Raw genomic sequence first — 20,772 nt, 5'->3', positions numbered from 1 at the left:
ACTTCTTATAAAATTATTTTCTCTGCCAATATGATCTTTATCGATAAAAGACATTTAAACAGTTTAATATATTTATATTATCAAAAACATTATTTTCATACAAGACTATTTGGGGACGGAGTTTGGTGGACCATTTGGGGACGGAGTTTAGTGGCTTTTTTTCGAGCAAAAAAGCCACTAAACTCCGTCCCCAAATGGTCCACCAAACTCCGTCCCCAACCGGCACCCCTTAATTCTGGAAGTTTATTTTTTCTCCTTGAATAACCGGATAGCAGATCAATTTCTGACTTTCTAAATCTTCTCTATGCATATCTACTGCACTGATCTGATGGTTTTCATATGTGTTATAATAATAAATTCCTTTTGTAGCATTGCAACAAGAAGTGTACAATGTAATCTCATATTTTCCATCTGACACTTCGCAACAACCACGCTGCTGATCTACCGAACCGAGAATATGGAAAAACTGGCTGACACTTTCTTCCTCGGACTCACCGGAAAATGCATTTACTTTCGTAAACGCCACACGTACAAATCGAGATGATGAAGACAAATCTCCCGGAAGCCCCAATGCTCCCATTCCACGGCTATATGCATTAAGCTCAATCCCATTGCTGAAATTATTTTCCGGTTGCTTTGGAGAAAGATGCATATAATTGTTTAACTGAAACATTTGCTGTTGGAACGGAGGATTGTTGGTCAGTACTCCTACCGGATTATCATAAATATGCATACCATCTGCCATTGATTCTACAGTAATGGATTCTTTTTCGTCTGAAATGATCCAGTGTAATTGTGCCAACGGAAATTGTTCACTAAATGGCGTATTTACAATATTAATCTGTCCAAGTAGTTTACGAACTTCAACGATCGAAGAACACTGGCTTAATATCCAAGGGATAAATTCAAACTGTGCGATATTATCCACCCCTGACCAAACATCCGCATAAACTGCATTTCCCACAAAATTAAGTCCTGCCATACCAACACCTTTTTCATTAATGGCATCATAATACAGTGGATAATCGCCTGCCACATGTGCCATTCCGATGATTGCATAATGATTTTCCATATCACCGGCATGTCGGAAATGCAACGGATAGTTGCGCGGTGTTATCGCAATCTGATCTCCGTAAGAAAATTCATAATCAAGTGTTCTTCCAAAATAAAAATCTTTTGTTTTATAAGTTGCTGCTGTACACATACTACGTTCCTCCTTAGACATTGTATTTCTAAAACAAGTCCAACATATTATCTAAATATATTGCTTCTCTGACTTGAAGCTGATAATTTGGTTTTGTCATATAATATAGTAAAAATTCTAAAATTAATGCACTGCCAAGGCTACGACCTTCTATTTTGAAGTTTGAAAATCCCATTGGCATATAAATATTTCTTATATCATCAATACCAATAAATCCAGGATTTGTCATAGCTTTCGAAAAAAGATATCCTTGTTCTGACTCCGGTGCACGACACAGATGCTCTGGGCAATCTTCTCCCAGATTCTTCCGACTGACCGTTTCATAACAATATTTTCTGTCTTTGCACCCAAACCAACAACATTCATTGCACAAAAACTCAATCTTCTCTTTCTCTCTTCCAGTCATTTGCTCCAATTTATCAAAAGCCTTATTCAACCGAAAATCCGGCACTACATAACGAAACTCTGACCTGTTTACCTCATTCATGAGCTGTTCAAATTCCGTTAAAACTTTCGTGGTCGATGATACAAAATAAAATCCCGGATACTTATTTTGCAAATATTCTAATAACAGATCGGAGTGAACAATAATGCCATTCTGTTTTTTGCTGACATTTTCAAACAGTACGCACAATTCATTGCACTTTTTATCTGATAAATGCTCTTCCTTCAATAATGAATTACTAAATGTAAGCCTTGCCGAAATTCCATATTTCTGCATCATTTTTAACACCGCTTGCGAATCGCAGTCTCCAAATCCGACTCGTCCGCCTCCCCAGATGCAATCTGCCGGAGCACCGTATATAGAGCCTATTTCACACCAATCATAAAAATATTCTCTATGCTCCTGAAATAATGGAAGGAATACGCTATATAATTCATAAAATTCAAATAATCCCGGAAGATGATAATATATTTTTCCTTTTTGATTTTCATTCATTTACATTTCTCTATACTTTCTATTTCAAGGCTACCCTCGACATTCTATTTTTCCGGATTCACATGCACCATAATATGCTTTACCTTAGGAAAATCATTTTCTATCTCATCATGGACTTCTTCTGCAATATTGTGTGCCTGCTGCAAAGTCATAGTTCCATCCAGTGCGATTTCAATATCCACATATATTTTGTTTCCAAAAATTCTTGTCTGAAGCAGATCGATTCCACGCACATTTTTATTCTTTCTTACACACGCGCGGATTGCATTTTCTGTATCCTCGTCACAAGAGTGATCTACCATCTTATCCATAGCATCTCTGAAAATACTATAGGCTGCTTTTACGATAAATACAAAGATAACTAAACTTGCAATGGAATCCATTATTGGAAATCCTAATCTCGCACCTGCAATTCCGATAAGTGCTCCAATCGAAGAAATCGCATCGGAACGATGATGCCACGCATCTGCCATCAATGCACTGGAATCAATTTTTTTGGCATAATGTCTTGTATACCAATACATACCTTCTTTACTGACAATTGATATAATTGCAGCAATCAATGCCAACATTCCCGGAACCTGAAGGTTATTATATTCTCCCTGCATTATATTATTTAATGCTTCCAGCCCGATTCCAAGTCCTGTGATAAATAAAACCAGCGACAGAATGATCGCCGCCTCACATTCCAGACGCTCATGACCATAAGGATGCTCCTTATCAGCACTTTTCGAAGATACTTTTATTCCGATGATTACTACAAATGTACTAAATACATCTGATGCGGAATGAATAGCGTCACTGATCATTGCATTGGAATGTGCTATGATTCCTGCGAAAAGCTTCAACAACGACAATACAATATTTCCAATAATCGTAATAAATGATACCTTATTTGCCACCTTTTGAAAATCACTTGTTTCCATATTCGTTACCTCCAAATAAATAAGATAGCTCTATGTCACTAATATATGTGGGAATTAATTATGATACGTTTTCAAAGAAATAAGAAAACACCCACGAACCAGTATAAGCAACTACTGTCCCGTGGATGCAAGGATTCATTCCACTGTCACCTGTGTGACCCGACTCCATGATAATCTATCACGGTCTGCTCAGTTTGTACTGTAGTTTTATATGCAGTGCAAAGAGTTATGATAGATATATCATATGTTTTATAACTTGTCAATATTTCAAAAGAATTTATTTGCAAGTATATTTTTCAAATAATTCCAAATATTCCTGTTCCACTTCTTTAAATTTACGTACTGTATAATCAACATTTACATGAAGTTTGGGCTTTTCAGCTTCCTCTCCTTCACCTAATAAATATTTCAGATCATACCATAAAACTGCATCATCAATTTCTTTTAGTTGACGTTCCTCTTCTTCGCTTAATGTCGAACCAAGAAATTTTGTATATATAACATCGAGCAAATGCTTTTCCTGTTTGTTATATATATCCATGATTTGTTTTAACGGACGTGGAACATCTGACATATAACATTCACTCGCATCATGCAAAAGAAGTGCCAATACCAGTCGATCCTCATAGCCCCTTGCCACAGCTTCTTTTGAACACAAAATACAGTGCTCCCCCACAGACCAAAATGAACTAACCTGTCCATTCCCCCTGCAGATTAGCGGAAGTGCATGAGCAATATCTTCGATACAGATTAATTCCGGATCAGGGTTTACCGGGTCAAAATGTTTCCTTGTATATGTAGTAATATAACTCATCTTTTTTCCTCCTAGTGCCATTTTGGGACGGGGTTTCCGGCTTTTTTTGCTTACAAAAAAGCCGGAAACCCCGTCCCTGTCGGCTTATACCATTTGTACAACCCATACGTTACTTTTTACCATAAAATATCCAATCACTACTTTAATCATCTCTGTTGCCTGAACCAGGAAATACACACTCACGATTCCAAGTCCTGTAAAATGTGCCAGAATAAATGCTGATGGCACTACAACTACCCATGTAAATACTGAATCAAATAAAAACGTAACCATCGTCTTTCCTCCCGAACGCAGAGTAAAGTAAGATGAATGGCTGAAAGCACAAAACGGCATAATAATCGCTGAAACAGCAATAAAACTCTTAGCCAGTGCTTTAATCTGTTCGGAAGTATTATAGATTTGTGGGAAAAATCCGCCAATCAGCAACATTCCCACTGCAACAACTACACAACAAAACACACTGAAAACAATCATTTTATTGTCAGCGTCCTTCGCTTCTTTTAATTTTCCTGCTCCTAAATACTGCCCGACAACAATACTGATACACGCACCAAGCTGAATATAAATAATATTAAACAAGTTTGTAATCGTTGTTGCGATATTTAATCCGGCAATAACCTCTAACCCTCGGATAGAATAGCATTGCGTTACTGTTGTCATGCCCGCTGCCCATAAAATTTCATTTAGCATAAGCGGGAAACCTTTTATAATGATTGCTTTAAACTCTGATTTTGGTATTCCTAAACCTCTGTAAGCCCCTGCAAGATATCGGTTCTTCTCCTTATGTGCATGAGCCCACACAATTACAATCAACGCTTCTATGTAACGTGCAATCACTGTTGCAAGTGCCGCACCGGCAACTCCGAGTTTTGGAATCGGTCCAAGTCCAAAAATCAGTACATAGTCCAGAATTGCATTTGTTCCAACAGCTACAAAACTGGCTATCATAGGTATCAATGTCTGTCCTGTCTCTTTTATATTCGTTGCATAAGACTGATTTATTGCAAATGGAATCAGTCCCACCATCATAATCGCAAGATATTCCAATCCATACTGTAATGCAACTTCTGTTGCTCCGCTTCCCGTCGTATCCGTCAGATATAAAGATATCAGTGCGGAACCTTTCGTAATAAACAAAAGAATTGTTAATGCCGTCACAGTTAATGTTGCATATAATTTGAACCGAAAAGAGTACATATGTCCCTTATGGTTTCCTTTACCAAAATATTGTGCCCCAAAAATACTTGCTGCTGACACTGCCCCAAAAATTGCCAGATTATACACGAATATCAGCTGGTTGACAATGGCTACTCCCGACATCGGCTCTGTTCCTAATTGACCGACCATAATATTGTCAAGAAAACTAACCAGATTCGTAATGGCATTTTGCAAAATCATCGGTAATGCAAGACAAAGATATCTCTTATAAAATGCTGCATCACCAATATATTTTTCTTTTAATTGTGATAACATATTGTTTTCCCCTATTTTTTATATTCTGCAAATTTCTTTATCTTCTATTTTCTCTGATGTCTCAGACATATTAGAAATAATAACTGCCGCCAATATAACCGCACATCCGATTACCATACGAACGGTAACCACCTCATGAAGAATCATGATTGAAAAGATTGTTCCAAACACAGATTCCATGGAAAGGATGATTGCTGCCTTCGTCTCATCTATATATTTCTGGCATGCAGTCTGAAGCAAATAGCAGATTGTCGTACTTACTACTCCCAAATATAACGCACTTAACCAGCCTTGTGTTGTGACCTGGAAATCATTTTCCCCAAAAATCATAAGACTAATTGCTGATAATACAAATGCGGTAAACATCTGAACCGTATTTAGTACAGATGCCGGATATTTTTTTACAAATTCCGAAGTAAAAAATATTTGAAATGCAAATCCAACGGCACAAAATAATGTTAAACCATCTCCCAGACTTACTGTAAAATTTCCATTCAAAGAAAGTAATGCAACTCCGAAAACAGACATAACTGCTCCAATAATTCCCTTTGCACCGATTTTTTTCTTTAAAATAACAAATGCTATAAACGGCACAATAACTACATTAAGTGCTGTAAGAAATGCATTTTTTGAAGGTGTCGTATACTGCAATCCAATAATTTGGAAAGCAAATCCCATAAAAAGCGTTACTCCCATCAAGACTCCTGCTTTTATGGCTCCTGCACGGTCTTTTAATTTTTCTTCACTTTTTCGCTGCCCTCTGCTAATCACTCCCATAAGTACAGATGCGAGCAAAAATCTTACCATCATAATTTGAAAAGGCTTCATACTTTCCAATGCCATATCACTTGCCACAAAGCCTCCGCCCCATATGACCGTAACCAGTATAAGACCTCCAATTGCCAGCCATTTCTTCATTATATTTCCTCCTAATTAATAGCTTCATTTTTTTGAGCTTCTTTTCAGTGTACATTTTATTTCTTTGTAAGTCCAGTCTTTTCAAGTAAGTTATTTTATGACTTCTGATTTTTCTTTTGCTTTATATGTAAAAACGGGGGTTTCCGGCTTCAAAAAGCCGGAAATCCCCGTCCCTAAAGGTTCACCTAAAGGTTCATCATCCCAGACATGATGCATCCTCCTTCTGCGCCTGCCTGTTTTAGTTCTTCCCACTGTTCTTGATCAAACCGGATTCCTCCGATTGCATATACAGGAAGCTTCACCCTGCTGCAAACCTCTTTTAGAAATCCAACTCCTCTTGGCGGAACGCCTTTCTTACAGTTTGTCACATAAATATGCCCCGCTGTCAAATACGTTGCTCCAAGATTGACTGCTTCTTCTGCCTCTTCCACAGAATGAACAGAAGTACCTATTTCTTTAAAATGTTTTTTCTCTTCTTCCGGAAGTTTTCTTAATTCTGCCATAGGAAGATGTATCGAAGTGCAGCCAAGCTTAGCAGCTGTTTTCCAGAAAGTATGTAAAATACATGTAACCTGATACTGTTTGCAGATTTCCATTATCCTTTCAGCCAAAATTTTATATTCCTCTTCTGACAAATCTTTTTCACGCAGAATAATTGCTTCTGGCTTTATCTGACATACACGTTCTATCTGCTCTGTAAATGGTCTTTCACACAATTTACGATTACTAACTGCTATGATTCTGAAATCCTGCCTTGCCAAATCGCAATTCATTTTTCGTCTCCTTTGTTTTTATGTATAAAATCTTTACTCGACTCAAATGAAGTCTGATTTACACGTAAATGTAATCACTCATAACCGGTTGTAAATGACGCTCTAATAACGCCTGATATACCTCATCTACAGAACGTTCATCCGAAATTTCAAACTGGTCATCACCCTTATCTTCAATATCATCCACATGACTTCCAATTCCTGTACTTACCCCCGCAGAAATTTTTGTTGCTGAAATACTTACCAGATTATCTCTGACACGTGCGCACTCTCTCGTTGAAACTGTAATGCTGGCAAATGGCATAAACAGACGATATGCACAGACTACCTGTAAAAGCTGCGGCTCATGGACATCCATCGGATTGATTCTGTCATTATTAATAATCGGACGAAGTCTCGGACATGAAAATGCAATCTCTGCATGGGGATATTTTCGTTGTAAAAGGTATGCATGATATCCTGTTGCAAATGCATCTTTTCTGAAATCATCCAATCCAAGAAGCGCTCCGAAACCAACGCCTCGCATACCTCCTTTTAAAGCTCTCTCCTGTGCATTGACACGATATGGGAAGATCCTTTTATGTCCTGCCAGATGCAGCGTCTCATATTTATCCGAATTGTAGGTTTCCTGGAATACTGTAACATAATCCGCACCACATTCATGCAAATATGCATACTCATCCGAATTAACCGGATAGATTTCCAGACCGATTACTTTAAAATATTTTCTTGCAATCTTACAGGCTTCACCTATATATTCTACTGTAGATTTGCTACAGCTTTCTCCCGTAAGGATCAGAATTTCCTGTAATCCGGTTTCAGCGATCGCCGCCATTTCTTTTTCAATCTCCTGTGCATTTAATTGTGCACGGTTAATTTTGTTGTGACAGTTGAATCCACAATAAATACAATAATTCTCACAATAATTTGCAATATAGATCGGAGTAAACATATAAACACTATTTCCAAAATGTTTTCTTGTTTCCAGCTGTGCGACCTGTGCGATTTCTTCCAGAAATGGTAACGCTGCCGGAGATAAAAGTGCCTTGAAATCTTCCGGTGTACGCTCCGAATGTGCAATCGCATTTTTTACATCTGCCGCTGTATATTTACTGTAATCATATTCCTCCATTGCACTTATTACCTGATCCATAATTTCCGAACCAATGTCTTCCATTCCCGGAAGATATGTCATATGATCAATTCTGTTTTTCTTCTGATCTTCCAGAATTTCTTCGCTTAAAATACTTTCATTAATATGTGTATTTTCCATCTTCACATCCCCCTAGTCTTCCAAAAATCCTGTCAGTGGTGAAGATGCACTTGCACCTCGTTCCAGTGTTCTTCCAAGTCCGGCAAGGTATGCACTTCTTCCGGCCTCAATTGCTTTCTTAAATGCCTCTGCCATCTCTGCAACATTTCCTGCTGTCGCAATTGCTGTATTTGCCATAACTGCAGCTGCTCCCATTTCCATTGCCTCGCAAGCCTGAGATGGACGTCCGATTCCTGCATCAACAATAATTGGCAGGTCAATCTCATCAATTAAAATCTGGATAAAATCTTTTGTACAAAGACCTTTATTGGAGCCGATTGGTGCTCCCAAAGGCATAATACAAGCAGCTCCCGCATTGACAAGATCTCTTGCTGCATTCAAATCAGGATACATATACGGCATAACTACAAAGCCCTCCTTAGCCAGAATTTCTGTTGCTTTGATTGTCTCGTAATTATCCGGAAGAAGATATTTGGAATCTCTTACAACCTCAATTTTCACAAAATTACCACATCCAACTTCTCTGGAAAGTCTTGCAATACGAACTGCCTCTTCTGCATTTCTTGCTCCTGAAGTATTCGGAAGAAGTGTTACATTTTCCGGAATATAATCCAGAATATTTGCAAGCCCACCTTCATTAGCACGACGGAGGGCAAGCGTGATAATCTCTGCCCCCGCTTTTTCTACACATGCTTTCACAAGATCCAATGAAAACTTTCCTGATCCTAAAATAAAACGTGAATTAAATTCTTTTCCGCCAAGTGTAAATGTATCCTTCTGATTCATGATTTAAGTCCTTCTTTCTATGTTATATTGTGATTTTTTAGAATAATCACCTTGTTTTTTAATCCCAAGATGCCCTTTTAGACATCCTCTTCTCCAAGAAGTAGGCGTGTGATCATATTTGCCTCATGCCCCGCACAGATTGCCACCCTTGGAGCCATCAATCCGTTTCCATAAGTCGGCTCTGTCACACGGTCTCCACACAAGTAAAAATTTTTCATCATTCTCTTCGTGTTTATCGTATTGCTACTCTCATAACCGGCCATTCCTGTTGCTGACACAAGCTTCTTTTCCGGAAAATATTCCAGAATTCCATTTACAAGCATCGCCTTTGCCTCTGGATTATCAAATGCCTCGCAGACAATCTGTGCATCCTCAAACAGCTCTTTCAGATTCGCTTCCGTCACCTTCACACAATCCGTGCGAATATCCAGATAAGGATTGATTTTCAAAAGCAACGATTTCAATGCATCTGTTTTTGGCATTCCTATATGCTCCATAAAATATTGCTGCCTGTTCAAATTTGTAATATCCACGACATCAAAATCTATCAAATGTAAATGCCCTACACCGATTCTTGCAAGCGAATAAGCCACATTCGAGCCCAATCCGCCCAGTCCCGCTATTGTCACCTGTCCTTGCGACAATAATTTCTGCTTTTCTGTGGTATGACGCTCATTTAACGCTGCTGTAATTTCCTCTTTGCTTAATATTTTTTCAGATGCCATTTGATATCAGCCCCCTCCTACAAATGTCACAACCTCCAGACGGTCTCCGTCTTTGAGCATTGTATCTGAGTAACTGTATTTTGGCAGAATCTCTTCATTCAATTCCACCGCAATCCTTTTTATCTGATAATTATTCTGTTCCAGATAATCTGCAACACTCATTTCAGATGCCAGTTGAATCTGTTTTCCATTTACTGTAATCATAACTGCTCCTTTCCTTATGAAATGAAAAAAGAGTTCATGAAAGAAATGTACCCGTGGTGGTGCACCCCTTCATGAACTCTTGTTCAATCTCAACTTATTCAATCTTCAATTATCAATTTTGCCTGATTATAAAGAAAGAGAGATACCAACAAATGTATCTCTCTAAAGTACTGCTTTATACATTCCTACGTTGGCATTATCCAAATCAGGTTATGGGTCGAAGTTCTCAACTTCCTCTCAGCCTGGTACACAAGCTCCCCGTGTTTTCTTCACATGCTTAGTATAAAAGCTTGTCTGGGAGATGTCAACCGTTTTCTCTCCATCTGATACAAGATTTTTTCCCACAATGTGCCAGTCCAATATAACACACTTCTCCGGTCATCTCTGCATCATATTGTTTTTCTTTGATCTGTTCCAGTGCCTTTTCTGCAAGCTTTTCTAAATCGTCTTTTTCATCTTTGGTATACTTAAATTCCAAAATTAGATTTGGATATCTGTCACGTTTTGCATAAAGACAGATATCACTTCTGCCTTCCCCGGTTTCCCGATTGCTTTTGATATCATAATCTTTTCTAAGGAATGCACACATCCCAAGTGTCATCATATGGTAACTATTCTCATCTTTCAGATCATGATAAGATGGCAATTCCAAAAGAACTCTCTGATACTCTTCTGCAAACCGTTCCATATCCTTTCTTTTAAGAGCATTTAACATCTTTTCCATCTGTCTCTCATCGATTTGCAGATGACATGCTGTTAATTCTTTGAACACTTTCCACACTTCCAGATTAGGAACCCGGAGTCTGTAATAATCCTCTTCGATTTCTTTTGTAATTGTTACAATCCCGGCATTTACAAGAAGTCCCCATAGATTTGCTTCGTCCATTTTTTCATAATAAGCCATCGAAAAATCTACTGTCACTTCTACTTCGCCTTCTGTGATCAAGGTCTCATATTCTTTCTCAAACGACCTTCCCTGTACTTCAAGTGCATTACGTAAAATACTGTTTTCGCTTGTATTAACCCAATAAGAATCCATCCTTCTTCTCGCCGCATAACACGATATTGACCATGGATTATATACATCCGTACTGCCAAAATGATATCCATCGTACATCTTTTTCAGCTCATCTGAAAATTCTGCTTTACAATAAGTAAGCAACTCTTTTACTTCTTGCTCTGTAAAACCAAAACAGTCATCATAATCTTCGTCCTGCACTGTGCAGACAACTAAATTATTAAGCCCTGAAAATATATTTTCCTTCGCAATTCTCTGAATCCCTGTCAGAATTGCCTTTTGAAGATAATCGTTTCCTTTCAGGGATGTTGCCAGAAAACGATTCAGCATAGCTCTTACTTCGTCATAATATCCTTCGGAATTTGCAGACATAAATGGAGTATCATATTCATCTAACAACAAAAATACTTTTTCCCCATAATACGTACTCAGTACCTGACAAAGAACAACAATTGAACGAATCAGATGATTTTCTATTTCTTTTCCAATGCTTTCCTGACATAAACTGTTATAAATCATATTAAATGTTTTCACCTGGAATTCTGACAGTCTTCCATCATTAACCATCTGATAAAAACGTTCATACTCCGCGCGCACAGTATCCTGCAATGCATAACACAAAGACTCTGCATCCCCCGCTTTCACGTTAAGGAACGACAAAAATACAACAGGATATCGATTCAGCTCCTTGTAGTGGTCAGATTTTGTAATCTTTGTTCCATAAAATAAATCGGAAGAATCTTTTGTACAGTCAAGAAATTCTGCCAGCATTGACATATTAAGTGTCTTACCGAATCTTCTCGGTCTTGTAATTAATGTAATCTGATACCAGGATTCTAAAAACTGTTCAATAAACTGTGTTTTATCCACATAATATGCCTGTTTTTCACGCAAATCACGAAAGTCCTGTACTCCTATTGCAAGTTTCGGTTTTTCCTCTTGTATATCTGCCACATTGTACAGAATGCTGTCTTCCTTTAGCATGTCACAATTTGCAACATAAATTGGTTTTCTTCCAAATAATTCATCTAAGGAACAGACTAACACCTCACTTATTCGTTCCAGTACTTCAAAATCCGGTGTCCGGTTTCCATTCTCATAATTGGTATAAGTCGATCTGGAAACCCCCAGTTTTTCTGCCGTCTGTGCCTGAGTGTAGCCCCGAGATTTACGTAATTTCGTCAAATACTCACTAAATTTTGTTTTCATAGAATCACCGCTTTTTCTTTTAGTATACACTGTCACGTTTCTTTTTCAAAATTTTTTTTTTTTTTAAATATTTTCGCAAATGGGGTCGGGTTTTTTGTGGCTTTTTTGCTCGAAAAAAAGCCACTAAACCCCGTCCCCATTGGTCTATTTCATCCAGACAAAATCATACCCCTTTAAAACCGGATCTTTCACTTCTATAATCTCACCATTCACCAGATTTCTGAAAATTCCTTCTTCCTGCATCCACGCTGTCTGCTCTCTCTCACTGAAATTAAACAGTGCTATGAAACGCTCGCCCTTATATTCTCTAAGTATTCCTAAAATGCTGTCATTGTGAACATCATAAGTATACACTTCCGCTTCCTGAGAAAAGATTTTTTCTTGTCTTCTAATCTGTTCCAGGAGGTTCAACATCTGGAATAATTGTCCCTGTACGGTAGAAAGATCTTTCCTCTTGTCCGCAAGTTTCCACTGAAAAGCACCTCTGTGGAGATACCGTGAATCAGATACTTTTTCAGGATTTTCTTTATAACTATAATCATTTACCTGTCCTAACTCATCTCCACTATAAAGCATCGGAATTCCCGACTGTGTCAACATATAAGCATGCAACATCAAATCTTCCTGTATCGCTATCTGCATTTTCTCTTTGTTGCCTTCAAATCCCGCTGCTTCAATTCCACACATAGACGCTGTCGTTCCGCAAAATCTTGCATCTTGTGTTACAGGATCGTCATTATATAATTCTCCGCGGCTGACACTTCCTTCTATCTTTCCTGTGAAATAATCATTCAGATAACGTTTATGGGAAGGTTCTTCCATTCCCCATTGCTTCATGGTATCAAAATCAAGTCCCCAACCAATATCATCATGGCAACGAAGATAATTTAAAAATGTATATTGCTTCGGCAAACGACTTACAATATCCATCTGCTTCTTCAAAAGCCGGATATCTCTTGTTGCAATACTATTCCACGTTGTTGCCATTGTTGTAACATTATATAGCATATGACATTCCGGTTTTTCAACTGTACCAAAATACGGTACCACTTTTTCCGGCTCCATGACAACTTCACCGAGCAGTATCACACTCGGGCAGACGATTTCCGCGATCATGCGCATCATTCTTACAATTGTATGTACTTCTTTCAGATTTCGGCAGCTCGTTCCAAGTTCTTTCCAGATATAAGGAACTGCATCAATTCGGATGATATCCATTCCCTGATTTGCAAGGAAAAGGAAATTATACATCATCTCGTTAAATACTCTTGGGTTGCGGTAATTTAAATCCCACTGATACGGATAAAATGTCGTAAGCACATAATGCCCTATTTCCGGAAGCCATGTAAAGTTTCCAGGTGCTGTTGTCGGGAACACCTGTGGAACAGTTTCTTCATATCTTGACGGAATTTCTCCGTTATCATAGAAGAAATAACGGCTCATATATTCTCCTTCGCCTGCTCTGGCACGTTTTGCCCACTCATGTTCCTCAGAAGTATGATTCATCACGAAATCCATGCACACATTCATATCATTTTCATGACATTTTTCTGTCAATCTTGCCAGATCTTTCATCGTTCCCAGGTCCGGCCTCACCTTCCTGAAATCTGCCACTGCATATCCGCCATCTGATTTTCCTTTCGGAGTATCCAAAAATGGCATAAGATGAATACAATTTACATTGCACTCTTTTAAATATGCTAACTTTTTCTCCACACCTTTCAGATTGCCGGCAAAGTTATCAATGTATAACATCATGCCAAGCATTTCTTTTTCTTTAAACCAGTCCGGATTCTTCTCTTTCTTAGCATCTCTCTTTTTTAATTCTGTGCCACGCTTTGAATAATAATCATACATCTGCTCACAAAGTTCTGCATACATTGCATCATTTCCATACAACTCCATGTAAAGCCAGCGCAGTTCATCCTGATGCTTTTCCATACGCTGCGTAAATATTTTTTCTATATTATTCACATTTCTCATCACTTTCTATTTCATTATCAACAATTCGTTCAAGATTCCCTCACAAAACAATACTGATATGCCTGATATTCTCCCAATTCCACAGGCAATGGCATACCTCCATACATAAGTGCTGATCCGGTATACCTTTTTCCACTCTTCTCTTCCCGATACACGGCTGTTTCTTCAAGGCCTTGAAGCTTAACATAATTTACTGTCATATTTCCGTGGATTGCCTGCATTACTATATTTAGAAGTACTTTGCTCTGCTCTTTTTCATCAGTATAAACAAACTCCCATGCACAGATTTCTTCCTCCGTCGGATTAGATAAACGATAATATAATCCGTTCTGAATGATTGGCGCATAGTTTTTATATTCTGCAATCTGCTCTCTGATCTCCTGTTTCTCTTCTTTTGAAAGGTTCATAAGATTCAGCTCATATCCAAATGTTCCGGACATCGCCACAACTCCTCTTGTGTGAAGCGGAGTTTTTCTTCCCGTCTGATGGTTCGGAACAGCTGATACATGAGAGCCAACTACTGACACCGGATAACCAAAGGATGTTCCATACTGGATTTGTAGTCTGTCAATTGCATCTGTATTATCGCTGCACCAGATTTGCGGAGTATAATACATCATCCCTGCATCAAATCTTCCCCCTCCGCCACTGCAGCCTTCAATCAAAAGATTCGGATATCTCTGTACAAGACGCTCCAGAAAATCATAAAGTCCCAGCACATAATCATGTAACACTCTTCCCTGGTCTTTCGTAGTCGCTGAATAGATGTCCATCAAGCTTCGGTTCATATCCCATTTTACATATTCAATATTTCCCTGATCTAATACCTTGCAAATCTGACTATAAATTTCATCTACAACTTCTTTTCTTGAAAAATCAAGTACGAGCTGATTTCTGCTTCTGACCGGCCTTCTTCCCGGAATCGTCAATGCCCAATCCGGATGTTTTCGATAGAGCTCACTGTCTTCTGAAACCATCTCCGGCTCGATCCAGATACCAAACTTCACGCCAAGATCATTGATTCTCTCAATCAGATTTCCAAGTGTACCGCCAAGTTTCTTTTCATTCACAAACCAATCACCCAGTCCGCTGTTGTCATCATCACGTTTTCCAAACCAGCCATCATCCATAACAAGCATATCAATGTTTACTTCTTTTGCCGCTTTTGCAAGCTCATAGATTGTATCTCCCGTGAAATCAAAGTAAGATGCTTCCCAGCTATTGATCAATACAGGACGAACCTGCTCTTTATATTTTCCTCTGCAAATGTGCTTTCTGATACACTGATGCAGATTCTGAGATAATTGGTTCATTCCTCGTGAAGAATAGGATAAGATTACTTCCGGTGCCTTGAACATCTCATTTTTCTCTAGCGGATAACGAAAAGCTTCCTCCTGAAGTCCAAGCATCATTCTCGTCTGATTTAATTGATCCTTTAACACTTCCCCTTGGAAGCATCCACTGTATACAAAGGACATCGCATAACAGTTTCCTTTATCTTCTGTCGTTTTTCTCTCAGCAAGGATCATCATCGGATTATACTGATGGCTGGAAGTCCCCCTGACACTTCCGATTTTCTGTGTTCCATGCACTACCGGAACTCTCTGGACATTTCGCTCCATCGCATGTCTACCATAAAATGTTAGAAGTTCATAATCTCCATAAAGGAAATCTAAACTTGCAGACTCTATTTTGTTCAGATAGATTTTCCCATTACTTTCATTTTTTATGCACACACTTCTTGTAATAATATCCAACTCTGAAAGAACACCATAAAGCAGAATCACCATAACTCCTGTCACCGGATCTTCCATCAAAATTTCCAGTGTCTGTGCTTCTTCATCACTTGCATAAACTGCCGGAAGTCCTTTCAGATTATATTTTCCCTTAAGGATTGTATGACTCTTGTATCGAAGATCACAGCTCATGCTTCCGTCTGCATTTTCAACTACAAATGCGGTGCTTCTGAAATCGCCATTTCCATAGCAAGGGAACTCCTGCGGAAGTACGTCCATAGAATAAGTACGATCTTCTCCTGCATCATACGGATTTCCCGAAAATCCTCTGTCATAATGTGTCAGAAGATAATCCATACATCCTTCTGTCTTTTTTCCATAATACAGATGAAGCAAAAATCCATATTGGTCCACCTGCATCTGATATGTCGTATTTTTTGTCTGTAATGTAAATGTCCTATCTTTCTCGCAATATATAATTCCCATACCTAAAATACTCCTTTTTTCTATTATAGCGAAGCAAGGGTTTCATTACTTTTTTGCTCCTGCTTCGCTATTTTTACTGTTCACACTATGTGCGACCAAAAACTTATTTCTAATTTTTATTATTTCACCGCTCCGTTTACAACTCCATTGAGGATATGCTTCTGACAAATCAGATAGAATACCAGAATCGGAAGCAATGCCAACAGATAAGATGCAAATGCCAGATTATAGTTTGTTCCAAACTGTGTCTGGAAGGTCAACTGTGCCAATGGCAGTGTATTTCCGCTTCCTGAGCCTGACATAATTACAAGTGGTGTCATTACATCGTTCCATGTGCCGAGTGCTGTCAGAACTGCAACTGTCGCATGCATTGGTTTCATAATTGGAAATACAATTTTCCAATAAGTTTTCCATGTGCTTGCACCATCCACGCAGGCTGCCTCTTCCAATGCCAACGGGATATTCGTCAGATATCCGGAATAAAGCAACACATTCATCGGCATATAGAATACAACATACAGAATAATAACTCCTGCTCTATTCGCCAGCCCCATCTGTGCTGTCTGCTTTACAACAGGCATCATCAAAATTGCAAATGGAACAAACATTCCGCTGACAACATAGAAATAGATCAATTTATAAAATTTACTCTTTTTATTTCTTCCGATTGCATATCCGAGAAGAGAATGAATCAGAATGGAAAGTACAACTGTTACAAGCGTGATAAGCACACTGTTTCCAAGCGAATGCCAGAAATCTGTCACCCGCATTGCCTCTGCAAAATTTTCCAGACTAAAATGACTTGGCAACGAAAGGATTCCGCTGATGCTATTTGTCATCTCAGAAGGTTTCTTCAATGCAATTACAATTGTCATATACAATGGAAATGCAACTGTGAGCAACCCAAGTAAAAGTAAAATTGTTACCGGCCAATTTACCCGTTCTTTTATTTTCATTTTTTCCATTACAGCTGCTCCTCCTTTTTCCCTGTGATCGTCATCTGTAATACAGAAATTACAACAATAACAATAAAGAATATCACTGCGTTTGCACTCTGGAATCCAAACTGACCGCCGCTCATACCATTGTTATAAATCAGATAAGAAATGGATTCTGTACTCTGCGCCGGACCGCCCTTTGTCAATGCCATAATCTGATCAAATACCATCAGAAAGTTTTTCACGCAAAGCACCATGTTAATGCTGAAGAATGGAATAATAAGCGGGAATGTCAGATGCTTGAACTTATTCCATCCTGTTGCACCATCAATTGCTCCTGCTTCGTAAACATCTTCCGGAACTGTCTGAAGTCCTGAAATGTAAATGATTGTATTCATCGCAATTGCCTGCCATGCACATACAATTACGACTGCGATCCATGCCAGTTTTGTACTGGACAGCATGCTGGAAGAAAGTGTCTCACTTCCAATCATTTCCCCGAAAGCCGGAAGAATGTATGTGAAGAAGTAATTGAAAATATATCCTACAACCAACGCTCCGAGAACATTTGGAATAAAGTATGCCCCACGAAATGCACTCTTAAATTTAATTTTGCTGTTCAGTCCAAGTGCCAGGATCAGACTGATTACATTTGTTACAATTGTAGCTACGATTGCTAATTTAAATGTAAACAGATAAGATCCTCCGACTCTGCTGTCTGTAAACAAATCCTGATAATTTCTAAGACCTACCCAGTCAAAACTTCCATAGCCTTTAAAATTTGTAAAACTATAAATCACACCTTTGATCAATGGCAATGTATTAAAACAGAAAAACAGTGCCACGATTGGAATCGTAATCAGAAGAAATGTCTTTTTTCTTCCACTCATTGATTTCTTTCCCATGCTTGAATACCCCTTCCTTAATCTTCGTTTGCATGTTCTTTCTCATAGTCTTCAACTTTACGGATGATATCACGGTTATATCTCTTCCAGTCTTTATCAAACTTTGTTAAGAATGCATCTACATCCCCCTTCATAAGGAATGTCTGAATCTGTGCATCTACTGACATCTCTGAAGGATAATAGTGATCCTGATAATCTGCCATTCGTCCTTCTTCTATAAAAGATTTCACTCCATCAAGTGTTGAAGCAAGTTCAAAATCTCCTTCTTTACAAGGAACTGCTTTCTGTTCATCCAGATAACTCTGTACATTTTCGTCTTTCAAAAGAAAATCAAGTACTTCATATGCTGCTTCTTTATTCTTACAGTCTTTCATAACACTGAACTGAAGATCGACACCGGAATTCAATTTATTCTCCGATGCATCATCATTGGCAGGCATTACAAAGGAATCGATATCCATATCCGGGTTTACTGTCTGAATCTGTGGGATTGCATAACTTCCGATTGTATACATTGCAGATTCTCCATTTGCAAATGCTGTACAAGCTCCATTGTAATCATAAGCGAAAGGATCTTTTGGTCCATATTCAAGCAGCGCTTTTATCTTTTCCGCCACTTCTCTGTATTCTTCTGAAAATGTTGTCTCCCCTTTATTCACCTGACGGCAGACATCTGCCGGTGCAAGATCCACCGCAATCGCATTCCAAGGTGCAAGACATGTCCACGTATCTTTGAATCCAAAATACAATGGCTGGATTCCTTCACTCTGAATCTGATCACAGAGAGCAACAAATTCATCCCACGTTTCCGGAATTTCCCATCCATGTTCCTTGAACATTTCTCGGTTATACAAAACTCCTGCTGCATTTGCCACATATGGCACAGCATATACACCATCCTCCGGCACAAATTCAAGTGCCTTGTCGATATCCAGATATGCCTGTTTGATAGAATCCAGTCCTTCATAATCTGAAATGTCCATCAGCATATCAGAATCAATAAAGTTAGAAAAATTGACATCTCCTCCGATTCCAATAATATCCGGTGCGTCCTCTCGGATAAAACGTGTCTTAAGAACTGTCATCGCATCATTCGGAGATTCAATTGTTAAATGAATGTCATCATGAGTTGCATTGAATTCTTCTTCAATTTTTTCAAATGTTTTCACCGCTTCCGGTTTATACTGCACAAGCTCGATTTCTATTTTTCCACTGCTATCGCTCTTCTGTCCACAGCCTCCAAGTATCATTGCCGAAGTCATGCAAAACATCAGTCCTATGCAGATGATTCGATTACTCTTCTTATACATTTCCTTACTCCTTCCTTTTACCATACACCTTTCATTTTGACACATTCCGGAATATTTTTTGGTCTCTTTGTTCGGGTTTTCTATTTGATAAATAAATTCTAACATATCTTTATGCGACTATAAATATCCGTATTTTTTATGTTTTATAGTAAAATGCTATTTTTTCTATCATATATTGAAGTTATCTAGCATTTTGATATATAATGATACCAGAGGTGATTTAAATGAGCGATTTACTTTTTTCCGTATTCCCAAATGAAAATTTTGTTGATCTTGGATTATATCAATATGGATGGGAACAATGTGCACCGGCACATTCTTTTGGTCCTGCCGCAAGAAATCATTACATTTTCCATTATGTAATTTCCGGAACAGGAACATTACATGCAGATGACGAAAACGGAAACACCCTCACTTGGCAGGTAAAAAGCGGACAAGGCTTCATGCTTTTCCCCGGACAGGTTACGACTTATATTGCTGATTCCACGCTTCCGTGGGAATACACCTGGGTAGAATTCGATGGTCTTCGTGCCCGTGCGATTGTTACAACCGCAGGTCTGAGCCTGAATCATCCGGTTTATCATGCCAGTTCAAAAGAACTTCGCAATCAGATGATGGAAGAAATGCTTTATCTAAGTCGGCATCCTGAAGAATCCCCATTTCATTTGATCGGACACCTATATCTGTTTTTAGATTATTTTATGCGTTCTGCTGCAACAGTTCACGTAAAGCAAAACGGAAGTATTCGGGACTTTTATGTCAAAGAAGCTCTTTCTTATATCGAGCAGAATTTTCAAAATGATATTTCTGTAGAAGATATTTCCGCTTCCTGCGGATTGAATCGAAGCTATTTCGGAAAGATCTTTCATGATACAATTGGACGTTCCCCTCAAGAATTTCTGATTAGATATCGCATGACCAAAGCTGCCGAGCTTTTAAAACTCACTTCACTCTCAATCGCAGATATTGGAAATGCAGTAGGATATCCGAATCAGCTACATTTTTCACGTGCATTTAAAAATGTTTATGGGGTATCACCAAAAAACTGGAGAAATGAAAATAAATTAGAGCCAGATAGGGACGGAGTTTAGTGGACCAGGGAGCCAAAAGGGGACGGAGTTTAGTGGCTTTTTTGCTCGCAAAAAAGCCAC

The 20,772-nt window shown here is 38.6% G+C and carries 18 protein-coding genes and 2 riboswitches; of the genes, 1 reads left to right on the top strand and 17 read right to left on the bottom strand.

What is annotated here, in order from left to right; translation table 11 throughout:
- Positions 1-229: 229 nt before the first annotated feature.
- The 17 genes from bsh to D8Q48_RS14920 all read right to left on the bottom strand — a co-directional run bounded on the left by bsh (position 230) and on the right by D8Q48_RS14920 (position 19,621).
- Positions 230-1,204 carry a choloylglycine hydrolase gene (gene bsh, locus D8Q48_RS15000; protein WP_118689053.1) on the bottom strand — a complete coding sequence of 325 codons (975 nt, stop codon included), beginning with the start codon at positions 1,202-1,204 and terminating at the stop codon, positions 230-232.
- A gap of 28 nt (positions 1,205-1,232) precedes the next feature.
- On the bottom strand, positions 1,233-2,144 hold the full coding sequence (locus tag D8Q48_RS14995) for a hypothetical protein (protein WP_121057070.1): 912 nt from the start codon (positions 2,142-2,144) through the stop codon (positions 1,233-1,235).
- A gap of 44 nt (positions 2,145-2,188) precedes the next feature.
- Positions 2,189-3,070 carry a cation diffusion facilitator family transporter gene (locus D8Q48_RS14990; RefSeq protein WP_118689055.1) on the bottom strand — a complete coding sequence of 294 codons (882 nt, stop codon included), beginning with the start codon at positions 3,068-3,070 and terminating at the stop codon, positions 2,189-2,191.
- Between the two features lie 112 nt (positions 3,071-3,182).
- A riboswitch (NiCo riboswitch) is annotated at positions 3,183-3,273 on the bottom strand.
- Between the two features lie 74 nt (positions 3,274-3,347).
- On the bottom strand, positions 3,348-3,884 hold the full coding sequence (locus tag D8Q48_RS14985; RefSeq protein WP_121057068.1) for a hypothetical protein: 537 nt from the start codon (positions 3,882-3,884) through the stop codon (positions 3,348-3,350).
- Positions 3,885-3,968: 84 nt separating this feature from the next.
- Entirely contained in the window at positions 3,969-5,357 is a 1,389-nt protein-coding gene (locus D8Q48_RS14980; RefSeq protein ID WP_121057066.1) for an MATE family efflux transporter, read from the bottom strand.
- 18 nt (positions 5,358-5,375) lie between these two features.
- On the bottom strand, positions 5,376-6,275 hold the full coding sequence (locus tag D8Q48_RS14975) for a DMT family transporter (RefSeq protein WP_121057064.1): 900 nt from the start codon (positions 6,273-6,275) through the stop codon (positions 5,376-5,378).
- A 185-nt stretch (positions 6,276-6,460) separates the two neighbouring features.
- Entirely contained in the window at positions 6,461-7,048 is a 588-nt protein-coding gene (locus D8Q48_RS14970; RefSeq protein WP_121057062.1) for a thiamine phosphate synthase, read from the bottom strand.
- Between the two features lie 58 nt (positions 7,049-7,106).
- Positions 7,107-8,321: a 2-iminoacetate synthase ThiH gene (thiH, locus tag D8Q48_RS14965; protein ID WP_121057060.1), complete on the bottom strand. Its 1,215-nt coding sequence runs from the start codon at positions 8,319-8,321 to the stop codon at positions 7,107-7,109.
- 12 nt (positions 8,322-8,333) lie between these two features.
- Positions 8,334-9,107, bottom strand: coding sequence for a thiazole synthase (locus D8Q48_RS14960; protein WP_022075865.1), 774 nt, complete (start codon positions 9,105-9,107; stop codon positions 8,334-8,336).
- 77 nt (positions 9,108-9,184) lie between these two features.
- Complete coding sequence (thiF, locus tag D8Q48_RS14955) at positions 9,185-9,832, bottom strand: sulfur carrier protein ThiS adenylyltransferase ThiF (RefSeq protein ID WP_121057058.1); 648 nt, start codon at positions 9,830-9,832, stop codon at positions 9,185-9,187.
- A gap of 6 nt (positions 9,833-9,838) precedes the next feature.
- Positions 9,839-10,036, bottom strand: coding sequence for a sulfur carrier protein ThiS (gene thiS / locus D8Q48_RS14950; protein WP_022075867.1), 198 nt, complete (start codon positions 10,034-10,036; stop codon positions 9,839-9,841).
- Positions 10,037-10,201: 165 nt separating this feature from the next.
- Positions 10,202-10,307: riboswitch (TPP riboswitch) on the bottom strand.
- Between the two features lie 33 nt (positions 10,308-10,340).
- The gene (locus D8Q48_RS14945) at positions 10,341-12,263 is read right to left on the bottom strand and encodes an AAA family ATPase (RefSeq protein ID WP_117991769.1); all 1,923 of its coding nucleotides are present in this window, start codon (positions 12,261-12,263) and stop codon (positions 10,341-10,343) included.
- Positions 12,264-12,407: 144 nt separating this feature from the next.
- Positions 12,408-14,204: an amylosucrase gene (locus D8Q48_RS14940; protein WP_347562311.1), complete on the bottom strand. Its 1,797-nt coding sequence runs from the start codon at positions 14,202-14,204 to the stop codon at positions 12,408-12,410.
- Positions 14,205-14,275: 71 nt separating this feature from the next.
- The gene (locus D8Q48_RS14935; protein ID WP_121057054.1) at positions 14,276-16,468 is read right to left on the bottom strand and encodes an alpha-galactosidase; all 2,193 of its coding nucleotides are present in this window, start codon (positions 16,466-16,468) and stop codon (positions 14,276-14,278) included.
- Positions 16,469-16,587: 119 nt separating this feature from the next.
- Positions 16,588-17,433 (bottom strand): carbohydrate ABC transporter permease, encoded by an 846-nt coding sequence (locus tag D8Q48_RS14930; RefSeq protein ID WP_186864559.1) that lies wholly within the window; start codon positions 17,431-17,433, stop codon positions 16,588-16,590.
- Entirely contained in the window at positions 17,433-18,311 is an 879-nt protein-coding gene (locus tag D8Q48_RS14925) for a sugar ABC transporter permease (protein WP_117991772.1), read from the bottom strand. The genes D8Q48_RS14930 and D8Q48_RS14925 overlap by 1 nt, the downstream gene beginning before the upstream one ends.
- A gap of 17 nt (positions 18,312-18,328) precedes the next feature.
- Complete coding sequence (locus D8Q48_RS14920; RefSeq protein WP_118724810.1) at positions 18,329-19,621, bottom strand: extracellular solute-binding protein; 1,293 nt, start codon at positions 19,619-19,621, stop codon at positions 18,329-18,331.
- Positions 19,622-19,845: 224 nt separating this feature from the next.
- Between D8Q48_RS14920 and D8Q48_RS14915 the strand changes: the two genes are divergently transcribed.
- Entirely contained in the window at positions 19,846-20,712 is an 867-nt protein-coding gene (locus D8Q48_RS14915; RefSeq protein WP_118724809.1) for an AraC family transcriptional regulator, read from the top strand.
- Positions 20,713-20,772: the final 60 nt, after the last annotated feature.

This window comes from Ruminococcus sp. B05, assembly GCF_003628495.1.
Classification (GTDB): domain Bacteria; phylum Bacillota; class Clostridia; order Lachnospirales; family Lachnospiraceae; genus Schaedlerella; species Schaedlerella hominis.
Note: the sequence above shows the minus strand (reverse complement) of the source record. Positions and strands in the feature narration are given on the sequence as shown.